The sequence below is a fragment of the Occultella kanbiaonis genome (genome assembly GCF_009708215.1).
GTDB classification, from domain to species: domain Bacteria; phylum Actinomycetota; class Actinomycetes; order Actinomycetales; family Beutenbergiaceae; genus Occultella; species Occultella kanbiaonis.
Map to the genome: position 1 here is coordinate 2,717,785 of NZ_CP046175.1, position 16,580 is coordinate 2,734,364.

The 16,580-nt window shown below is 70.9% G+C and carries 14 protein-coding genes; 5 read left to right on the forward strand and 9 right to left on the reverse strand.

The window, feature by feature from the left end; all coding sequences use genetic code 11:
* Positions 1 to 3: 3 nt before the first annotated feature.
* The 5 genes from GKS42_RS12545 to GKS42_RS12565 are packed head-to-tail and all read left to right on the forward strand — an operon-like array spanning position 4 to position 5,713.
* Positions 4 to 1,314, forward strand: coding sequence for a metal-dependent hydrolase family protein (locus GKS42_RS12545; RefSeq protein WP_154794127.1), 1,311 nt, complete (start codon positions 4 to 6; stop codon positions 1,312 to 1,314).
* On the forward strand, positions 1,314 to 2,186 hold the full coding sequence (locus GKS42_RS12550; protein WP_154794128.1) for an ABC transporter permease: 873 nt from the start codon (positions 1,314 to 1,316) through the stop codon (positions 2,184 to 2,186). Before GKS42_RS12545 ends, GKS42_RS12550 begins: the two co-directional genes overlap by 1 nt.
* A gap of 7 nt (positions 2,187 to 2,193) precedes the next feature.
* On the forward strand, positions 2,194 to 3,225 hold the full coding sequence (locus GKS42_RS26240; protein WP_154794129.1) for an ABC transporter ATP-binding protein: 1,032 nt from the start codon (positions 2,194 to 2,196) through the stop codon (positions 3,223 to 3,225).
* A complete protein-coding gene (locus tag GKS42_RS12560) occupies positions 3,222 to 4,256 on the forward strand; it encodes an ABC transporter ATP-binding protein (protein WP_210769365.1) in 1,035 nt (344 codons plus the stop codon). Before GKS42_RS26240 ends, GKS42_RS12560 begins: the two co-directional genes overlap by 4 nt.
* A complete protein-coding gene (locus tag GKS42_RS12565) occupies positions 4,256 to 5,713 on the forward strand; it encodes an MFS transporter (protein WP_154794131.1) in 1,458 nt (485 codons plus the stop codon). The genes GKS42_RS12560 and GKS42_RS12565 overlap by 1 nt, the downstream gene beginning before the upstream one ends.
* A gap of 34 nt (positions 5,714 to 5,747) precedes the next feature.
* Here the strand turns inward: GKS42_RS12565 and GKS42_RS12570 are convergent, their stop codons facing one another.
* The 9 genes from GKS42_RS12570 to GKS42_RS12610 form a co-directional block, all read right to left on the reverse strand.
* A complete protein-coding gene (locus tag GKS42_RS12570; RefSeq protein ID WP_154794132.1) occupies positions 5,748 to 8,168 on the reverse strand; it encodes a DUF4127 family protein in 2,421 nt (806 codons plus the stop codon).
* Between the two features lie 49 nt (positions 8,169 to 8,217).
* Positions 8,218 to 9,162: a carbohydrate ABC transporter permease gene (locus GKS42_RS12575; RefSeq protein ID WP_210769366.1), complete on the reverse strand. Its 945-nt coding sequence runs from the start codon at positions 9,160 to 9,162 to the stop codon at positions 8,218 to 8,220.
* Positions 9,152 to 10,078 (reverse strand): carbohydrate ABC transporter permease, encoded by a 927-nt coding sequence (locus GKS42_RS12580; RefSeq protein ID WP_154794133.1) that lies wholly within the window; start codon positions 10,076 to 10,078, stop codon positions 9,152 to 9,154. Before GKS42_RS12580 ends, GKS42_RS12575 begins: the two co-directional genes overlap by 11 nt.
* A 25-nt stretch (positions 10,079 to 10,103) precedes the next feature.
* Positions 10,104 to 11,402 carry an ABC transporter substrate-binding protein gene (locus tag GKS42_RS12585; RefSeq protein WP_154794134.1) on the reverse strand — a complete coding sequence of 433 codons (1,299 nt, stop codon included), beginning with the start codon at positions 11,400 to 11,402 and terminating at the stop codon, positions 10,104 to 10,106.
* Between the two features lie 61 nt (positions 11,403 to 11,463).
* Positions 11,464 to 13,092 (reverse strand): FAD-dependent oxidoreductase, encoded by a 1,629-nt coding sequence (locus GKS42_RS12590; RefSeq protein ID WP_154794135.1) that lies wholly within the window; start codon positions 13,090 to 13,092, stop codon positions 11,464 to 11,466.
* Positions 13,089 to 14,192, reverse strand: coding sequence for a LacI family DNA-binding transcriptional regulator (locus tag GKS42_RS12595; RefSeq protein ID WP_154794136.1), 1,104 nt, complete (start codon positions 14,190 to 14,192; stop codon positions 13,089 to 13,091). Before GKS42_RS12595 ends, GKS42_RS12590 begins: the two co-directional genes overlap by 4 nt.
* A 346-nt stretch (positions 14,193 to 14,538) precedes the next feature.
* Positions 14,539 to 15,210: a hypothetical protein gene (locus GKS42_RS12600; RefSeq protein ID WP_154794137.1), complete on the reverse strand. Its 672-nt coding sequence runs from the start codon at positions 15,208 to 15,210 to the stop codon at positions 14,539 to 14,541.
* A 42-nt stretch (positions 15,211 to 15,252) separates the two neighbouring features.
* The gene (locus GKS42_RS12605; protein ID WP_154794138.1) at positions 15,253 to 16,167 is read right to left on the reverse strand and encodes a serine hydrolase domain-containing protein; all 915 of its coding nucleotides are present in this window, start codon (positions 16,165 to 16,167) and stop codon (positions 15,253 to 15,255) included.
* 19 nt (positions 16,168 to 16,186) lie between these two features.
* On the reverse strand, positions 16,187 to 16,534 hold the full coding sequence (locus tag GKS42_RS12610) for an SHOCT domain-containing protein (RefSeq protein WP_154794139.1): 348 nt from the start codon (positions 16,532 to 16,534) through the stop codon (positions 16,187 to 16,189).
* Positions 16,535 to 16,580 lie beyond the last annotated feature (46 nt).

The window sequence follows — 16,580 nt, forward strand, 5'->3', positions numbered from 1 at the left end:
ACCATGTTCGTACTCATCGCGGATCGAGTTCTGGCCGGACCGGACCTGGAGGTCATCAACGGTGGCGCCGTGATCATCGAGGACGACCGGATCGTCTGGGTGGGGCGGGAGGCCGACCTGTCGGCCGACCAGTACCCACCGGATGCCGACGTCCGATGGCTCGGCGACGTCACGCTCATGCCGGGACTCATCGACGCGCACGTGCACCTGGCGTTCGACGGCTCGCCGCACCCGGTGGCCCGGATGATGGCCGAGTCCGACGAACAGCAGGTGGCGCTCATGCTGCGCAGCGCGAGGGAGCTCCTCAGCGTGGGCGTCACCACGGCCCGGGACCTGGGCGCCAGGGGCTACACCGATGTGGTGGTCCGGGACGCCATCGCGAACGGCACTGCCCGCGGACCGCGCCTGCTCACCGCCGGCGGCGCCATCACCACCACGGGTGGGCACTGCTGGTTCATGGGCGCCGAGGCGGATGGGATCGACGAGGTCCGCAAGATGGTGCGACGTCACCACAAGGCCGGGGTGGACGTCATCAAGCTCATGTCCACCGGTGGCAACATGACCCCGGGATCGGCACCGTGGCACGCGCAGTTCACCACCGACGAACTGCGGGCGGCCGTCGACGAGGCCCACCGGCTCGGCAAGCGGGTCGCCGCGCACGCGCACGGCACCGAGGGGATCCGGCGGGCGCTTGATGCCGGCGTGGACACCATGGAGCACTGCTCGTTCCAGACCGAGGACGGCATGGGCGGCGCCGACCCGGAACTCGCCGACCGGATCGCGGCGTCCGAGATCTACGTGTCGCCGACCTGCAACTTCCGGATGCGCGAGTTCCGGGTGCTGATGAAGGGCCGCGACTTCGCGCTCGGCGAGCTGTACCGGCGCGGTGCGAAGATCATCGCCAGCACCGACGCCGGGATCGACAACACCCCGCACCACGGGTTCGTCGGCGGACTGGTGGCGATGTCCGAGTTCGACATCCCCATCGCGCAGGTCCTGCTCTCGGCCACGTCCCGGTCCGCGCACGCCCTCGGCCTCGCGGACCGGACGGGACAGCTGGCCGCCGGCTTTGAGGCGGATCTGATCGCCGTCGCCGGCGACCCGCGCACGGATCTGCGGGCCCTGGACGAGCTTCGCCTGGTCCTCGCCCGCGGGCAGGAGTTCACCCCCGACGCCCTGCCGGCGATCGAGCCGCTGCCCGAGGACTTCCTCCCGATGTCCATGCGCAGCATGCTCGAGCACGACCACGGCGGGACCGGGTCAGATCCGGGCGCCGTTGCCGCCATGGCCGAGCCCGCGGCGCTGGTGCGCTGATGGCGGCCGTCGATGCCGCGGCGTTCACCGAGGTCAAGGGCCTGCGGCGGCAGCTGCGCCGTACCGGCGTCTCCGTGAACTCGGCGTTGCTGTACGCCTCGCTGGCGTGGATGGCCGTGGTGGTCCTCGCCGCCCTCATCCCGGGTGTGCTCGCCACCGAAGACCCCACCGTCCTGGACCCCGCGCGGGCGCTGCAGCCGCCGGGAGCGGGGACGCCGCTGGGGACCGAGCAGTACGGCCGCTCGGTCGCCACCCTCCTGGTGCACGGCGCCCGCAGCGCCATGATCATCGGCCTGTGCGCCACCGCGTTCGGGATGCTGGTCGGCAGTGTCCTCGGCCTGATCGCCGGATACCTTGGCGGCTGGGTGGACATGGTCATCGGCCGGTTCATCGACATGCTGATGTGCTTCCCCGGAGTGCTGCTGGCGCTGATCATCGCCGCCGCACTCGGCTCCACGACCACGAACCTGATCCTCGCCGTCGGGATCGCCACCGTGCCAGGCTTCGCCAGGGTGATGCGCGGACAGGTGCTGACCGTGCGCGGGCACCTGTACGTGGAGGCGGCCCGCTCCAACGGGTTCAGCCCGACCCGCACGGTGTTCCGGCACATCCTGCCGAACGCACTGGCTCCCTCCGTGGTGATGGCGACCGTCTCGATCGGGGTCGCCATCGTGGTGGCCGCCTCGCTGAGCTTCCTCGGCCTCGGTCCCCGCACCGAGGTGCCGGACTGGGGTCAGCTGCTCTCCCTCGGACAGCCCTACCTGGCGAACTCCTGGTGGATCTCCACCTTCCCGGGCATCACCCTGACCCTGACCGTCATCGCCGTCAGCCTCCTCGGCGACTGGCTGCGCGACCGTCTCGACGTCGAGTAGGAGAACCATGACCACCACCACTGCGCGAACGATGCTCGCCCTGACCGGACTCCGGGTCGACGTGGACCGCCACGGCACCGCCATCCCGCTGGTCCGGGACGCGACCCTGCAGGTGCGGGCCGGTGAGATCGTCTGCCTCGTCGGCGAGTCCGGCAGCGGGAAGTCCGTGACCGCCAGGACCATCATGGGCCTGACCCAGCTGAACCCGCGGATGAGCGTGGGCGGCAGCGCCGTCTTCGACGGCGACGAGCTGTTCGACCTCGGCGCCGAGCGGATGCGAAGGCTGCGTGGGCGTGAGCTCGCGATGGTGTTCCAGGAACCGCTGAGCTCCCTCGACCCGGTCTGGAACATCGACTCCCAGCTGCGGGAAGGGCTGCGCCGGCGCGAGCGGGTCTCCCAGAAGGCGGAGACCGCGCGCCTGCTGGAGGCGTTGGCCGAGGTCGGCATCCATGACGGTGCCCGGGTGTTGCGCAGCTACCCGCACCAGCTGTCCGGTGGCATGTGCCAGCGCGTGATGATCGCGATGGCGCTGCTCGCCCGCCCGAAGCTGCTCATCGCCGACGAGCCGACCACGGCCCTTGACGTCACGATCCAGGCGCAGATCCTCGAGCTGATCGACAAGTTGCGCCGGGACGAGGACATGTCCGTACTCCTGGTCACCCACGACATGGGCGTCGCCGCGGACCTCGCCGACCGGGTGGTGGTGATGTACGCCGGCCGGGTCGTGGAGGATGCCTCGCCCCGGGACGCGTTCGCACGCTCCGCACACCCGTACACGAAGGGTCTGCTGGCATGCATCCCGCCGATGATCGGTGCGCGGCCCGAGCACCTGCCGGCGATCCCGGGCACGGTCCCGGACCCGTCGAACCTGCCGACCGGCTGTTCGTACCATCCTCGGTGCCCGCGGGCCTCCGAGCGGTGCACGGTCGAGGACCCGCCACTGACGAAGGTGGCCGGCACGGCCGTCGCGTGCTGGCGCCCGGGCGAGGTGGTGATCGGCGAGGACGAGCTGGTCACGGTGAGAGGACAGGCATCGTGAGCCTCACGCAGACCAGTACGAGCGACCAGGAGGACGTCGTCGTCGCCGACCCGATCCTCACCCTCGACCACGTCTCCAAGCACTACGAGGTCCGCAGCAGCTCGAACCCCTTCGTGCGACCCGACCTCCTGCGCGCCGTCGACGACGTCTCCCTCACCATCGGGCGCGGCGAGACGTTCGGGCTGGTGGGGGAGTCCGGGTCCGGGAAGTCGACCCTCGGCCGGGTTGCGGTGCGGCTCAGCACACCGACGTCCGGCAGCGTGGAGTTCGACGGCCTCGACATCTCCCACCTGGGCGGGACGAACCTGCGGAGGGTCCGCCGGCACATGCAGGTGGTGTTCCAGGATCCGCTCGGCTCCCTGAACCCGCGGATGGACGTCGGGGACATCATCGGTGAGCCGTTGCGGGTCTTCGACAAGGTGCGCGGCTCCGAGCTCGACGACCGGGTGGCCGACCTGATGCGCGCCGTCGGGCTGGACCCGTCCCGGGCCGGCGCACGCCCGCGCGCCCTCTCCGGCGGACAGCGCCAGCGCGTCGGGATCGCCCGGGCGATCTCGCTCAACCCCAAGCTGATCCTTGCGGACGAGGCGGTCTCCGCGCTCGACGTGTCGGTGCAGGCCCAGATCAGCAACCTGCTCGTGGACCTGCGCGAGAGCCTCGGGCTGACGTACCTGTTCATCGCCCACGGACTACCGATCGTGCGCCAGGTCTGCCAGCGTGTCGGCGTGATGTACTTGGGCAGACTCATGGAGTACGGCACGATCGATGACGTGTTCGAGAACCCGCAGCACCCCTACACCCGCGCGCTGATGGCGGCCTCCCCGATCCCGGACCCCACCGTCAGGCGGGAGCGGATCGTGTTGCACGGTGAACCGCCCAGCCCGTTGGAGCTGCCGAGCGGCTGCCGGTTCCGGACCCGGTGCCCGATGGCACAGGACGTGTGCGCCGACGTGGCTCCGCCGCTGGTGCAGCTCGGCAACGGTCACGCCGCCGAGTGCCACTTCGCCGGTCAGCTCGAGGCGGCCGCCTGATGGCGCGGATCGATGGGCGGAGCATCGGGATCCTGATCGTATCCAACCTGCTCGGTGGCGTGGGCGTGGCCTCCGGGGTGGCGGTCGGCGGCCTGCTCGCGGAGCGGCTCGGCGGCACCTCGGTGGCGGGGCTGGCCCAGGCCGCGAGCGTGCTCGGTGCCGCCGTCGCCGCGGTGCCGCTCGCGACGATGGCCACCAGGCGCGGCCGGCGCTGGGCGCTCTCGCTCGGCTACGCGTTCGCCGTCGTCGGCGCACTGCTGATCATCGCGTCGGCCGTGCTCTCCCAGCTGATCATCATGCTGGTGGGCCTCGGCCTGTTCGGTGTGGCGCAGGCCGTGAACCTGCAGTCCCGGTACGCCGCCGCGGACAACGCCCCGCTCGCGAGCCGGGCCCGGACGATGTCGATCGTGATCTGGGCGACCACGGTCGGATCCGTGGCCGGCCCGAACCTGACGGCGGTGGGGGACCGGCTCGGGCTCTCGCTCGGCCTGCCGGGGCTCGTCGGCGCGTACCTGTTCTCGGTGGTGTCGTTCGCCTCCGCCGCGACCGTGCTGGCGCTGTTCTTCCGGCCGATGGCGGCCCCCGCCGCGCCGAGCCCGACGGCGGCTCCCGCCGAGCCGAGCGCGACGGCTCCCGCCGGGCCGGACCCGACGGCGGCCGTCGGGTCCGCGGTGACGCCCCGCCCGGTCGGTGCGATCGCCGCGCTGCGCTGGGCCGGACGCCACCCGGTGGCGCGGTTCGCGGTGGTCCTGATCGCGTGCGCGCACTCGGTGATGGTCATGGTGATGGTGATGACCCCCCTGCACATGCAGCACCACGGCATGTCCCTGGAGCTCGTCGGGATCGTGATCAGCCTGCACGTGCTGGGCATGTACGCGCTCAGCCCGGTGTTCGGGTGGCTGGCCGACCGGTGGGGCGCCGTGCACACCGCCATCGGCGGCATGGTGATCCTCGTCGTGGCGGTGGCCCTCGGGTTCCTCGCCGCCGCGCTGGCCGCGGGTGGCGCCGAGCACGCCGAGCACGGCGGGGACGGCGGCGGCAGCACCCTCACCGCGGTCGCGCTGACCATCCTCGGGATCGGCTGGTCCGCCTGCATCATCTCAGCGTCGTCACTGCTGGCCGGCGTCTCCTCCGACGAGGTGCGGATCCCGCTCCAGGGCGCCACCGACGCCGGGATGAACTACGCCGGCGCCCTCGCCGCCGCCCTCGCCGGACCGATCCTGGCGTTCGGGGACTTCCGGGGCGTGAACGTCGCCGCGGTGATCATCCTGATCCCGGCCTTCGCACTGGTGCTGCCGGCGCTGCGCCGGCACATCGCCGGGGACGCCGCGGACACGGACGACGCCGGCGGTGCCCCCGAGCCCGGCGATGCCCAGGGCGACATCGGCGAGAACGAGGCACCGCCGTCGGGCAGCACGGGTGCCCCGTTCGCCGACAGCGCGCGCCCGCGACCCTGACCGGCGACAGCTGGTCGCGGACCCTCCCGCTCGCTCAGTCGCAGGCGCCGACGGTGCGGCAGGTCGCCTCGAGCTCGTACAGGCGCACCTGTCCGTCCCGGGTGCCGGTGACCTCCAGGCGCAGGGCCGTGGCCACGACGGTCTCGAAGTCGTGCACGGGCGTCACCTCCGTGTTGACCGTGGCGGATGCGACCTCGACCCAGGCGCCGTCCACCAGTGCCGAGATCGTGTAGTCGGAGAGCAGGTACCCGGCGTACTGGTACAGGCCGACGGTGTCGACCGGCTCCGGCCCGGCGAAGGTCACCTCGAGCCACTGCGGCATGCCCACGGGCGAGATCCAGCGGCTCGCGGTACTCGCGGTGTTGCCGTCGATCGCCCGGTCCGCGGCGTACTGGTTCCACTGCCCGGAGGCCTGCACGCTCGCGCCCGAGGAGGCGAGGGCAATGTTGCGCCAGGCGGCGCCGATGGTGGTGGTCGCCGAGGCGGCGGAGGAGCCCCGCGGGGTGAGGACCACCTCGACCGCGGCGGACGAGTTCGGGGCGAGCTCCGCCGTCGTCACCGGCACCGGCACGTCGAGGACCTGGAACGGCTGCAGCACCACCCGGGCCGGCCCGGGCACGGTCCAGCCGTCCGGTGCGCTCACGCTGACCGTGGCGTTCACCGGGCGCGCGGTGTCATTGCGCAGCACCGCGGTCAGGTCGAGCGGGACACCCGCACCCGGGAGCACCGACACGTGCGCCGGCAGCAGGGCAAGACTGACCGGCTGGGCCGGTGGGGCGTCGGTCAGTGCCACCTCGGGGAACACGTCGAGCTCCTGGTAGCGGGGCCAGCCGAGCCGCAGCTCCAGCGACGTCAGCCCGGATACGGTCACGGTGTGCTCCCGGCGACCGTCGCTGCCGATCCGGATCGGCACACCGGCGAACTCCTCGGCGAAGAACGCCTGGGCCAGGGGCTCGGTGCGTTCAACGGCGAGCGCGTTCGCCCCGTCGAACACCACTGTCATGTACTGCGGGTCGTCCCCGTGGCTGACCGCGTACTGGCGCACCGAGTCCCGCACGTTGTTGCGGTACAGCCCGGTGTGGATCTGCTCCTCGAGCAACAGGCGCAGGTGGGCGGTCGCGGCGTCGGTGAGCACCTGCTGCCGCTGGCGGGGCACGAGGGCGTCCCGGGGGCCGTCACCGGCGGCGAGGGTTCCGCCGGCCTGGAGCAGTGCGGCCCGGACCACGGACTGCGACAGGGCGATCCCCACGTTCCAGCCGGACCAGCCGCCGAGTTCGGCGACGTCGATCCGGGGAGTCAGCAACGAGTACAGCTCGGGGTCGACGACCCCGGCGACCGCATCGTCACCGACCGCGACGAGCCGGCCACGGGCCACCTCGGCGGCGATCCGGTCCACGAACGGATCGAGGGACCCCGGCCCGGAGGTGTTCGCCATGAGCAGGACGTCCGCGTCGGGGGCGTCGGTGCGGTGCGCCCCGAGCGTGGCGATGTACTCGTCCACGAGGTCGTTGTACGGGATGTCCTGGTACGGGGCGGTCCACTCGGTGCCGGGCGTGCGGGACCACGCGACGGCCACGGACGGGTCCACTCCGAGCCGCTCGACCACCAGCTTCGCGGTGAGCAATGCTCCGAGCACGTCCGCGCCGGGGTAGATCTTGACGCGGTCGCCGACGCCGAGCTCGGCGATCAGGGCCGCGAGCTGTTCCTTCTCCGCGCGGTGCGGGCCGAACGCGCTCGCGTCGTCCTGCCCGAGGACCAGGAAGTCGATCGTGCCGGTCGCGGCTGCCTGGATCATCTCCCGGTTGATCTCGTGGTTGCGGGCCCGAGCGCACAGGTAGTCGGCGCGGATGTCCTCGGGGATCGACGCGGTCACCTCCTCGTACTCCGCGCGCAACTCCTCCATGCCGAGATTCTCGACCTGGTCCATCAGCTCGGCCCACCGGCGGACCGGGCCGGAGTACATGCCGGGATAGCCACTCGTGGGCTCGATCGTGAGCCGCTGGATCACGTCGAAGGCGTAGATCGGCTGGTTCGGATCCTCGTCCTTGACCTCCTCGAGGACACCGAGCCGGTCCTGTGCCGTGGCGAGGTCAGTGGCGCAGGTCCGGGAGGCGACCAGCCCGCCGTAGGCGAGCATCGGCAGGGCGACCACCGAGGCGTCCGCCCGGCCGGCGTTCTCGCGCCACCACTGCCCGACGGCGTCCGGGTCCCCGTGGGTGAGGAACTCACCCAGGTACTCGGTGGGCGGGGCGATCCCGGTGTGGCCACCCGCCGCGGCGATCTCCAGCGGGGTGACGGCGGGGAATGGCCGGTCATCCAGCGGCACCAGGGCGATCTCGCCAAGGGAGACGGGCGCGCCCGCCGGTCCGGGTGGGGCCGCCTGCGCGGTGGGTACCGCGACGAACGACGTGGCGACGAGGGCGGCGGCCCCGAGGAGAGCGGTGAGCGAGCGCATCTGAACCTTCTTCGGTCGTGTGCATCGCCGGGCATGGGCGCCCGGCCGGTCAGCCCTTCAGCCCCGAGTTGGCCAGCCCTTCGATGAACTGTCGCTGAGCGGCGATGAACACGATCAGCACGGGGATCACGGTCAGGGTGGTGGCCGCGAGCTGGACGTTCCAGATCGGGCCGCCGTAGGCGTCCACGTACTGCGTGAGCGCCTGCGGGAGGGTGAAGTTGGACTTCGTGGACAGGTAGACGAGCGGCTCGAGGTACAGGTTCCAGGACTTCAGGAACGTGAAGATCGCGACAGCCGCGAGGGCCGAGCGGGACAGCGGCAGCGCGATCCGGGCGAAGATGCCGAACCGGCTCAGGCCGTCCATCCGGCCGGCCTCCTCGAGCTCGCCCGGGAGGGTGACGAAGAACTGGCGCATGATGAACGTGGCCAGCACGCTGGGCGCCCCGAGGATCGGGATCACGATCAGCGGCCAGTGGGTGTCGATCAGCCCGGCCGAGTTCACCATCCGGAACAGCGGCACGATCGTCACCTCGGACGGCACCAGCAGGCCGACCAGCACGAGCACGAACAGCGCGTTGGAGCCGGGGAACCGGATCCGCGCGAACGCGTACCCGGCGAAGGCCGCCACGGCCATCGTGCCGACGGTCACCAGCACCGCGATGTACAGGCTGTTCACGTACTGCTGGGCGAACGGCTGCAGCTCGAAGACCTGACGGTAGGACTCGATCGAGGGGGACTCCGGCCAGAGGCTGGGCGGCAGGCTCAGGATCTCGCTCGTGGTCTTCATGCTCGACGTGACCATCCACCAGATCGGGAACACGAAGGGCACCGCGACGACGATCATCAGGAACACCAGCGCCGCCCGCCCGAGCTGCTGGCTGCCGAACGCGCGCCGCGTGCGGCGCGCCGGAGACGAGCCGTGAGCACCGGCGACTGACGCGGCCGAGGTGCGCTCCGCCGTCGGGCGCTCTGGCGTCAGTTGATCAGGACTCATGGAACACCCACCGCTTCCGGGTCTGCCACTGGAGCAGGGTCAGGGCCAGCACGATCACGAACAACAGCACGGAGATGGCACTGGCGTACCCGAACTGGTTGAACTCGAAGGCCTGCCGGTACAGGTAGAACACGAGGACGGTCGTCGAGGTGCCCGGGCCACCGTCGGTGAGAACGTCGATCAGGGCGAACGTCTCGAGCGAACCGACCACGGTGAGGATCGCGACGAGCAGCATGGTCGGGCTGATCATCGGCAGGGTGATGGAGAAGAACCTGCGCCACGCGCCGGCGCCGTCGAGCCGGGCGGCCTCCTGGATCTCCTCGGGTACCGACTGCAGTGCGGACAGGAACAGCACCATGTTCAGGCCGACGTTCTTGAAGACCTGCACCACGATGACCGAGATCATGGCCGTCACGTTGTTGCGCAGCCAGTTCGGCCCGGTGATTCCGAACTCCGCCAGGAAGCCGTTGATGCCGTTGTCCGCCTGCAGCAGGAACCCCCAGACGATCGTCCACGCCACGAGCGAGACGACGACCGGCGTGAAGAACAGGACCCGGAACAGCGTGGTGCCGGGCAGGTGCTGGTTGAGCAGCACCGCGAGGAACAGCGAGAGCGTGATGTTCAGGACGACGACGCCGAGCGAGAACCACAGGCTCGCGATCAGCGAGTCGTGCAGGGCACCGTCGCTGAGCATGTCCTGGTAGTTCTGCGGGCCGACGAACGTGAACGTGTTCGCCAGCACGTTCCACTCGTGCAGGGAGTACCAGATGACCGCGCCGAGGGGCACGATCACGAACGCGATCGCGCCGATGACGGCGGGCGCCACGAAGGCGTATCCGGTTGCGGCGTCGCGCCGCCGCCAGGCGGACCGGCGCTGGGGCCGGCCCGCCCGACCAGTGGTGGTGATCGAGGTCATCTCGCTCCTGTGTTCCGTTCCCGCCTCAGCCCTCGAGCAGCGGCTGGATCGCCTCGCACACGTCGGCCGCCACGGCGGCGACATCCGCGTCCGCGCTCCACATGGCATCCAGCGCACCTCGCGCGGTGGTGTCCACCTGAGCGAAGTTCGCGTGCGACGGCTTCGTGGTGGCGCCGCTGATCGAGTCCACGACGATGTCGAGCTGGGCCTCGCTGAACAGCGGGTTCCCGGCCGCGAGGGTCTGCGGGTTCAGCAGCGACTCGCGCGGCGGCGGGAAGTACAGGGACAGCGACGCGGAGTTCTCCGGGTTCGTGAAGAACGCCAGGAAGTTCGCCGCCGCCTGCGTGTTCGCGCCCGCGGCCAGCACGCCGACGCCGGCCTGACCGACGATGTTCTCCTGCTGGGTGGGTCCGGCCGGGAGCGGGACGATGTCCCAGTTGAACGAGCCGTCGAGGGAGGATGCCCGCGAGATCTGCGTGATCGTCATCGTCGTGTCGCCGGCGAAGAAGTCGGCGCTCGTGCCAGGCCCCGGGATGGCGTTCTTGACGAACACCGCATCCTGGAACCACTCCAGGGCCGCGACCATCTCGGGGGAGTCGAACTCGCAGGTGGTGCCGTCCGCGCTCCAGGGCTCTGCGTCCCAGCCACCCCAGACGCTGGCGAGGTTGGTCCAGTTCATGTAGTCGAAGTCTCGGACCACGAGGCCGGCGCCGCCGAGCGCGGCCACGGAGGCTGCGGAGATGTCGCGGGCGGCGTCGTAGGTCCACCCGTCGGACGCGACCAGCTCGGCCGGGTTCGGTTGGCTCGCGGCTGCGAGCCGGTCCGTGTTCACGAACATCACGAACGGCGAGTTCGAGAACGGGTAGGCGTACAGGGCGTCGCCGTCCTCCCACAGCTCGAGGGCGCTCTCGCCGACGTCCTCGAAGTCGTAGCCCTCGGTGCCGGAGAGGGTCTCGCGCACGTCCACGAGCGCCCCGGAGGAGACGAACTCGGGGGCGTTGGACTCGAAGATCCAGGCGAGGTCCGGCGCGTTCCCGCCGGCGAGCTGGGTGGTCAGGTTGGTGGTGTAGTCCTCGAACGGGATGGTCTCGAACGTGACGGAGGAGACCTCGTCCGGGTGGTCGGCGATGTAGGCGTCGGCGATCTCCTGGAACAGGGCGAGGTGGTCCTCGGACGCGGTCCAGACCGTCATGCGCAGGTCGACGGGACCGTCGGCGGGCTCGTCGCCGGCATCGCCATCGGAGCACGCGGCGAGCGCGGTGGTGCCGAGGGCGCCGATGCCCACCATGGACAGGAAGTGACGACGGCGGATCTGGGGATTCATGGGTTGCTGCTCCTTGGGGTGGGGGACTTCGTTGTCAGGACTCGGGGGTTCTCGGTGGCGCTCAGTAGGCGTAGACGCCGTCGGGCCAGCTCAGTTCGAAGCCGTCGGCCTCGAGGAGGTGCTGGAAGACCCCGACGGCGTCGGGGTCGGTGTGCACGTCGGCGGGGGTCAGGCCCTGGCTCAGGCAGTGCGCGGCGAGCATGCCGGCGGCCTCGCCCACGTTCCACTCCACGGGGTGCAGCCGGTAGCAGCCGTTCGTGATGTGGGTGACGCCGAGGTTCTTCGCACCGGCGAGCAGGTTCCCGCCGCCGCGGGGGATCAGCGCGCCGAGCGGGATCTGGAACGGCGCCGCGGGCACGTCGATGTAGTTGTCACCGCCGGTGGAGGGGTGCAGGTCGATCCGGTACATGCCGACGCCGACACTGTCGGTGTAGGTGCGGGCCGTGTCCTCGCCGCGGGCGGCGGGGGAGACATCCTGCTCGGTGACCGTGGTCAGGGCGCGGATGCGGCGGCTCTCCCGGTGGTACGGGGCCATCGCGAGACCGTCCTCGGTGCCCATGACGTCCGGGCGCAGCCGCAGGCCGGGCCAGCCGGCGCCGCCGTCGGGCCGGGGTGCCTCGGTCTGCATCCAGTACAGCATCGAGAGGCTGAGCTGGCGGGCGTCCTCGAGCCGGGCCGCGGCGACGTCCTCGGGCACGTCGATGACGGGTGCCTCGAAGTAGTCGATGGACGGCCAGTTCACCAGGGTGAGGTCGCTGTCGAACGTGCCCTTGGCGAACATGTCCGCGGCGATGATCCGGCGGAAGGTCCACAGGTTCGTGTCGCCGGGGTTGGCGCTCTGATCGGCGACGACCGCGAGCACGTCGTCACCGGTGTTGGGCTCGAAGTGCCGGGAGGTGATCTCCAGGGTCCGCGGGTGCGGCGCGGTCCAGCTGACCAGTGGTGCGCCCCAGAACTCCGGCTGCACGGCGCGCCACTTCTCGTACTGCGCGGGCCTGGGGATCGTGTGGTCGGCCCCGGCCTGGTGCTCCACGGCGAAGCAGATGCTCAGCGCCTGGATGTTGTCCGGCTGCGCCTGCTCGGGAGCGCTCGGCTCGCCGGTCTCGGCCCGGGACTCGAACCCGGTCACGTAGTCGATGCCGGCCAGGGGCAGCAGGTCCCCGAGCTCGGTGGCGTCGATGACGTAGTCCGCACTGACGCGAATGTGCGTGCCGCCGTCGACCGGGGCCAGGGTGACCGTGGCGACGACGCCGTCGACGGCGTCCGCGGCGACCGGGCGGTACCCGGTGAACAGGCGCAGCTGCCCGCTGGACCGGTACGGGGCGAGCATCTCCTCCAGCACCGCCACGGCGACGCGGGGCTCGTGGCACAGCTTGCTGACCCAGCCCGCGCCCGGGTTGAGATCGCTGCGGGCCGCGGCCTCGTCGGTGAGCGGGTAGGCCCGCCGGTAGTAGTCGCGGATCCCGTCGCGGTACCGGCGGTAGGACCGGGTGCAGCCGAAGTCCTCGATCCAGGGATGCTCGTCCAGGGGCACGCCCTGGGAGGTGGACTGTCCGCCGATCCACTCGAACTCCTCGGTGAGGACGACGGTGGCACCGGACCGTGCCGCGGCGAGGGCGGCGGCGACGCCGCCGAGCCCCCCACCGACCACGAGGACCTGGGTGTGTTCGTCCGCAATGTTGCCGCTCATCGGTGGGAGTTCTCCTTGGTGGTGCGTCTGGTGGTCGTGGATGTGGGTGGGGCAGCGATGGTCGAGCCGGTGAAGGTCTCGCACGGGATGAAGGCCTGCAGGTCCCGCTCCGGCTCGTCGCCGTGCGGGTCGGATGGCGTGAGCTGTCGGAGCACGATGCGCAGTGCTTCGGCGCCCATCTCGATGCGGGGGATGGTGAACCCGGCCCAGTCGACGACGCTCGGTTCACGCTGCTCCGGGTCGCCGAGGCGGGCGATCGACAGGTCCTCGGGTACCCGGAGACCGCGGGCGAGGGCCGCGCTGTAGACGTCGTGGGCCAGGTCCGAGACGGTGAGCACCGCGGTGATCCCGTGCTCGGTGAGGGTCCCGAAGAACTCGCCGGAGGTCAGGTCGGGGTCCTCGAACGTCACCGGCAGTTGCCCGGCGGCGCGCATCGCGCGCCGGTAGCCACGGACCCGGTCCTCGATGGACTCGTGCGGCGGGGTGACGGTGACCATGCCGATCCGCCGGTGTCCCAGCTCCAGGAGCTGGCGGGTGACGACGGCGGTCGCCTCGTCGTAGTCGGCGCCCGCGAACGGGACGGTGACGCCGGGGGCGGCGCGGCGGCCGACGAACGCGTACGGGAAGTCCTGGCTGGCCAGCGCGACGAGGTCCTGCGCGTGGGAGTGGCGACCCAGGAGGACGCACCCGTCGGCGACCCGGAGCCGGTGGAGCGCGCCGCCGTCGACCAGTGGTCCGCCGTGGTGGGCGGACATGGACGTGAACAGCACCAGGTCGACGCCGCGTTGCTGTGCCTCGCGCTCGACACCCTCGAGGAACGGCTGGTAGAAGTCACCGGCGCTGCTCGGGAAGACCGGCTCGTAGGTGTACACGCCGACGAGTGCGCTGTTGCCACCGGCCAGCCGCTGGGCGATCGGGTTGGCGACGTAGCCGGTCCGCTCGATCGCGTCGAGTACCCGGCGGCGGGTGTCGTCGCCGACGCGGTGCTGGGTGATCCCGGTGCCGTTGAGGACCATCGAGACCACTGTCTGGCTCACACCCGCGAGGCGGGCGACGTCAGCCTGGGTGACGCGGCCACCACCGGAGCGTCGTCGCGCCATGCCTGCACCTCCTCGGACAGCTGCCGCGGATGCGGCACTGCCGAGGACGCAAGCGGGTTTTGCGCAAAACTGCAACCTCGTCACGGCAGGAAGACGGATTGACGCCGGATTGTGACCGATCTGAGACGTTCGCGGGCGGTGGCATTTTGCGTATTGCTCGATCAGGTCATCGCGGTGGGCCGCACTTGCCCGCCCACCGCCGTCGTCGTCGGCGAGGTCCTACCGCTCCTGCATTGTGAGCCCGGCGGGAAGGGGCGTGATGGCCGTGAGGATGGAGTCGCTGGTGGTGCTACCTGAGGCGATGGCGCCGAGGCGCGCGACCGAGGTGTCGTGGCGGCAGCGATGGTCAGGCGGTCGGGGTGGAGCGGATCTCGGGTTCAGCCGCGATCTCAGCGGTGCGCTGGACAACGTCCCCGTGGTACTGGTCAACCAACGTCACGCTCTCCAAGGCGGCCCCGATCTGGCCCGCGGTGAGCACCGCGGTGGTGTGGAACTCAGCATGATCGGCTGGGCCGGTCTGCAGGATCTGGAGCGAATCGGGCACGGTGAGGACGACCTGCACCCTCTTACTGTCGGGAATCCGCTCGCTGTTGGCCATCAGCGAGATCCCCGTGTTCGTGCCGGCCTTCCACGTGATCGGGCCGTTCTTCTTCGTGGGAGGCATCTGCTTGTCCGCGTTCGCCGCGAGCTTGCCGAGGTCGGCCCCTGACGGCCTGTTGAGGCGGTCGGCCCGCAGGACCAGGTGGGTCGTGTGATCGACCAGGGCGCCGGCGTCGAAGGTGTGCGCAGCGTTGTTCTGCTCCGCGTAGCGCTGTACCGGCAAACCTGGGGCGGGCGGAGTACGTCGTTCGGCGGAGATGGCGGAACCGCGCAGCCAGAGATCGACTGCTCGATTCCCGGCGCTGCGCTGCAAGTCCGCCACGAACGACTGCGGATTGCCGGCGGCCCTGGTGTGTGAGCCGACGCCAGCCCGGCTTGCACGATCGTGCTGCTCGTCGGGTGCTGAGCTGTACAGCATCAGGTCGCCCAGGACGGTCAGTGCGGGCAGGACCGTTGGGTCCTACAGCCGCGGCAGCACCTCGTCCCACACGGCTCGGAGCAGGTCGAACGGAACCCTCTCGTTGTGTGCGGTGATCGTGACCACGGCGCGTTGCTCGGGCAGCACGATCGAGAACTGGCCGTACTTGCCGTCGACGCGCCAGGCGCCGTCCACGGTGCTGTTCCAGACCTGGTAGCCGTACCCGGCCGTCGCCTCCGGTTCGTCGCCGCAGTGGGAGGTGTCGACGACGTCGGTGTGCATGGCATCGACGTAACCGGCTGGCACCAGGGCGGTGCCCTCCCACTCGCCCCGCTGGAGCAGCAACCGGCCGAGGCGGGCGAGCTCGCCGGTGGTCAGGTGCAGCCCCTTGGCCGCCTCGGGGAAGCCCAGCGGGCAGCGGAACCACTGCGGCGTGGCGATGTGCAGCGGATCGAACAGCCGGGGCAGCAGGAACTCGCGCAGGTCCTGGCCGCTCACGGCGTGGATGATCCGGCCGAGCAGGTAGGTGGATGCGTTCGAGTACTCGAACCGCTCCCCGGGCGCGCGCACGGGTTCCGTGGCGAGCCACCTGGCGGCGATGTCTGTGGGCGACTCGGAAGCCGGCTCGAACCAGTTGAACGGGTTGCCGGAGGACATCTGAAGCAGGTCCCGTACCGTGATCGACTCGTTGCGGGCTGCGGTCGGGACACCGTCGAAGAAGCCGGCGACGGCGTCGTCGAGTCCCAGCAGTCCCTCACCTTGGGCGATCCCCACCGCGACCGCCGTGAACGTCTTGGACCCGGAGTAGATGTTCACCCGGTCGTCGGCGCGGAACCGGTGCTCGACCGGCTCGTGGCCCTCCCGGTGGACATGGATGCCGTACGCGCCGAGGTGCTGCTCGGCGTTGCGGAGGCGGAAGCCGGTCAGGAGGTTCGCGTCAGCAGTCACGGCGACCATCCTGGCGCAGGAGTGCCGCTCAGCCCAAGCGGCGGACCTCCGCCTGGTACTCGTCCTCGGTGAGCAGGCCGTCCTTGCGCATCTGCGCCAGTTCCCGCAGGGCTGCGACGCGCTTCTCCGGATCGACCGCGCCGGGCAACGAGGCCGGTCCTTCGGCACCTGGCGACGCCGGGCGGTCGCCGTAGGTCCCGGCGTACGGCTGCGAGCCGGAGCCCGGGTGCGGCCCGCTGCCCTGCGGTCCGGGCCCGACCGTCGGCGGGCCGGGACGCCGGGACGAGCGGACCGCCGCGAAGACGATCACGACCAGCACGACGGCGATCGCGACCATGATCAGCAGAACAAGCACGTGCCACAGTTGGGGGCGCATCTGCTCACCGTAGAGCCATCGAGCGCGGCTGTGGCGCCATCGTGCC

Bases quoted from the DNA above. Each gene is read 5' to 3' on its own strand.
- GKS42_RS12545 (WP_154794127.1), top strand. From the start codon at position 4: ATGTTCGTACTCATCGCGGATCGAGTTCTGGCCGGACCGGACCTGGAG.
- GKS42_RS12550 (WP_154794128.1), top strand. From the start codon at position 1,314: ATGGCGGCCGTCGATGCCGCGGCGTTCACCGAGGTCAAGGGCCTGCGG.
- GKS42_RS26240 (WP_154794129.1), top strand. From the start codon at position 2,194: ATGACCACCACCACTGCGCGAACGATGCTCGCCCTGACCGGACTCCGG.
- GKS42_RS12565 (WP_154794131.1), top strand. From the start codon at position 4,256: ATGGCGCGGATCGATGGGCGGAGCATCGGGATCCTGATCGTATCCAAC.
- GKS42_RS12570 (WP_154794132.1), bottom strand. From the start codon at position 8,168: ATGCGCTCGCTCACCGCTCTCCTCGGGGCCGCCGCCCTCGTCGCCACG.
- GKS42_RS12575 (WP_210769366.1), bottom strand. From the start codon at position 9,162: ATGAGTCCTGATCAACTGACGCCAGAGCGCCCGACGGCGGAGCGCACC.
- GKS42_RS12580 (WP_154794133.1), bottom strand. From the start codon at position 10,078: ATGACCTCGATCACCACCACTGGTCGGGCGGGCCGGCCCCAGCGCCGG.
- GKS42_RS12585 (WP_154794134.1), bottom strand. From the start codon at position 11,402: ATGAATCCCCAGATCCGCCGTCGTCACTTCCTGTCCATGGTGGGCATC.
- GKS42_RS12590 (WP_154794135.1), bottom strand. From the start codon at position 13,092: ATGAGCGGCAACATTGCGGACGAACACACCCAGGTCCTCGTGGTCGGT.
- GKS42_RS12595 (WP_154794136.1), bottom strand. From the start codon at position 14,192: ATGGCGCGACGACGCTCCGGTGGTGGCCGCGTCACCCAGGCTGACGTC.
- GKS42_RS12600 (WP_154794137.1), bottom strand. From the start codon at position 15,210: ATGCTGTACAGCTCAGCACCCGACGAGCAGCACGATCGTGCAAGCCGG.
- GKS42_RS12605 (WP_154794138.1), bottom strand. From the start codon at position 16,167: ATGGTCGCCGTGACTGCTGACGCGAACCTCCTGACCGGCTTCCGCCTC.
- GKS42_RS12610 (WP_154794139.1), bottom strand. From the start codon at position 16,534: ATGCGCCCCCAACTGTGGCACGTGCTTGTTCTGCTGATCATGGTCGCG.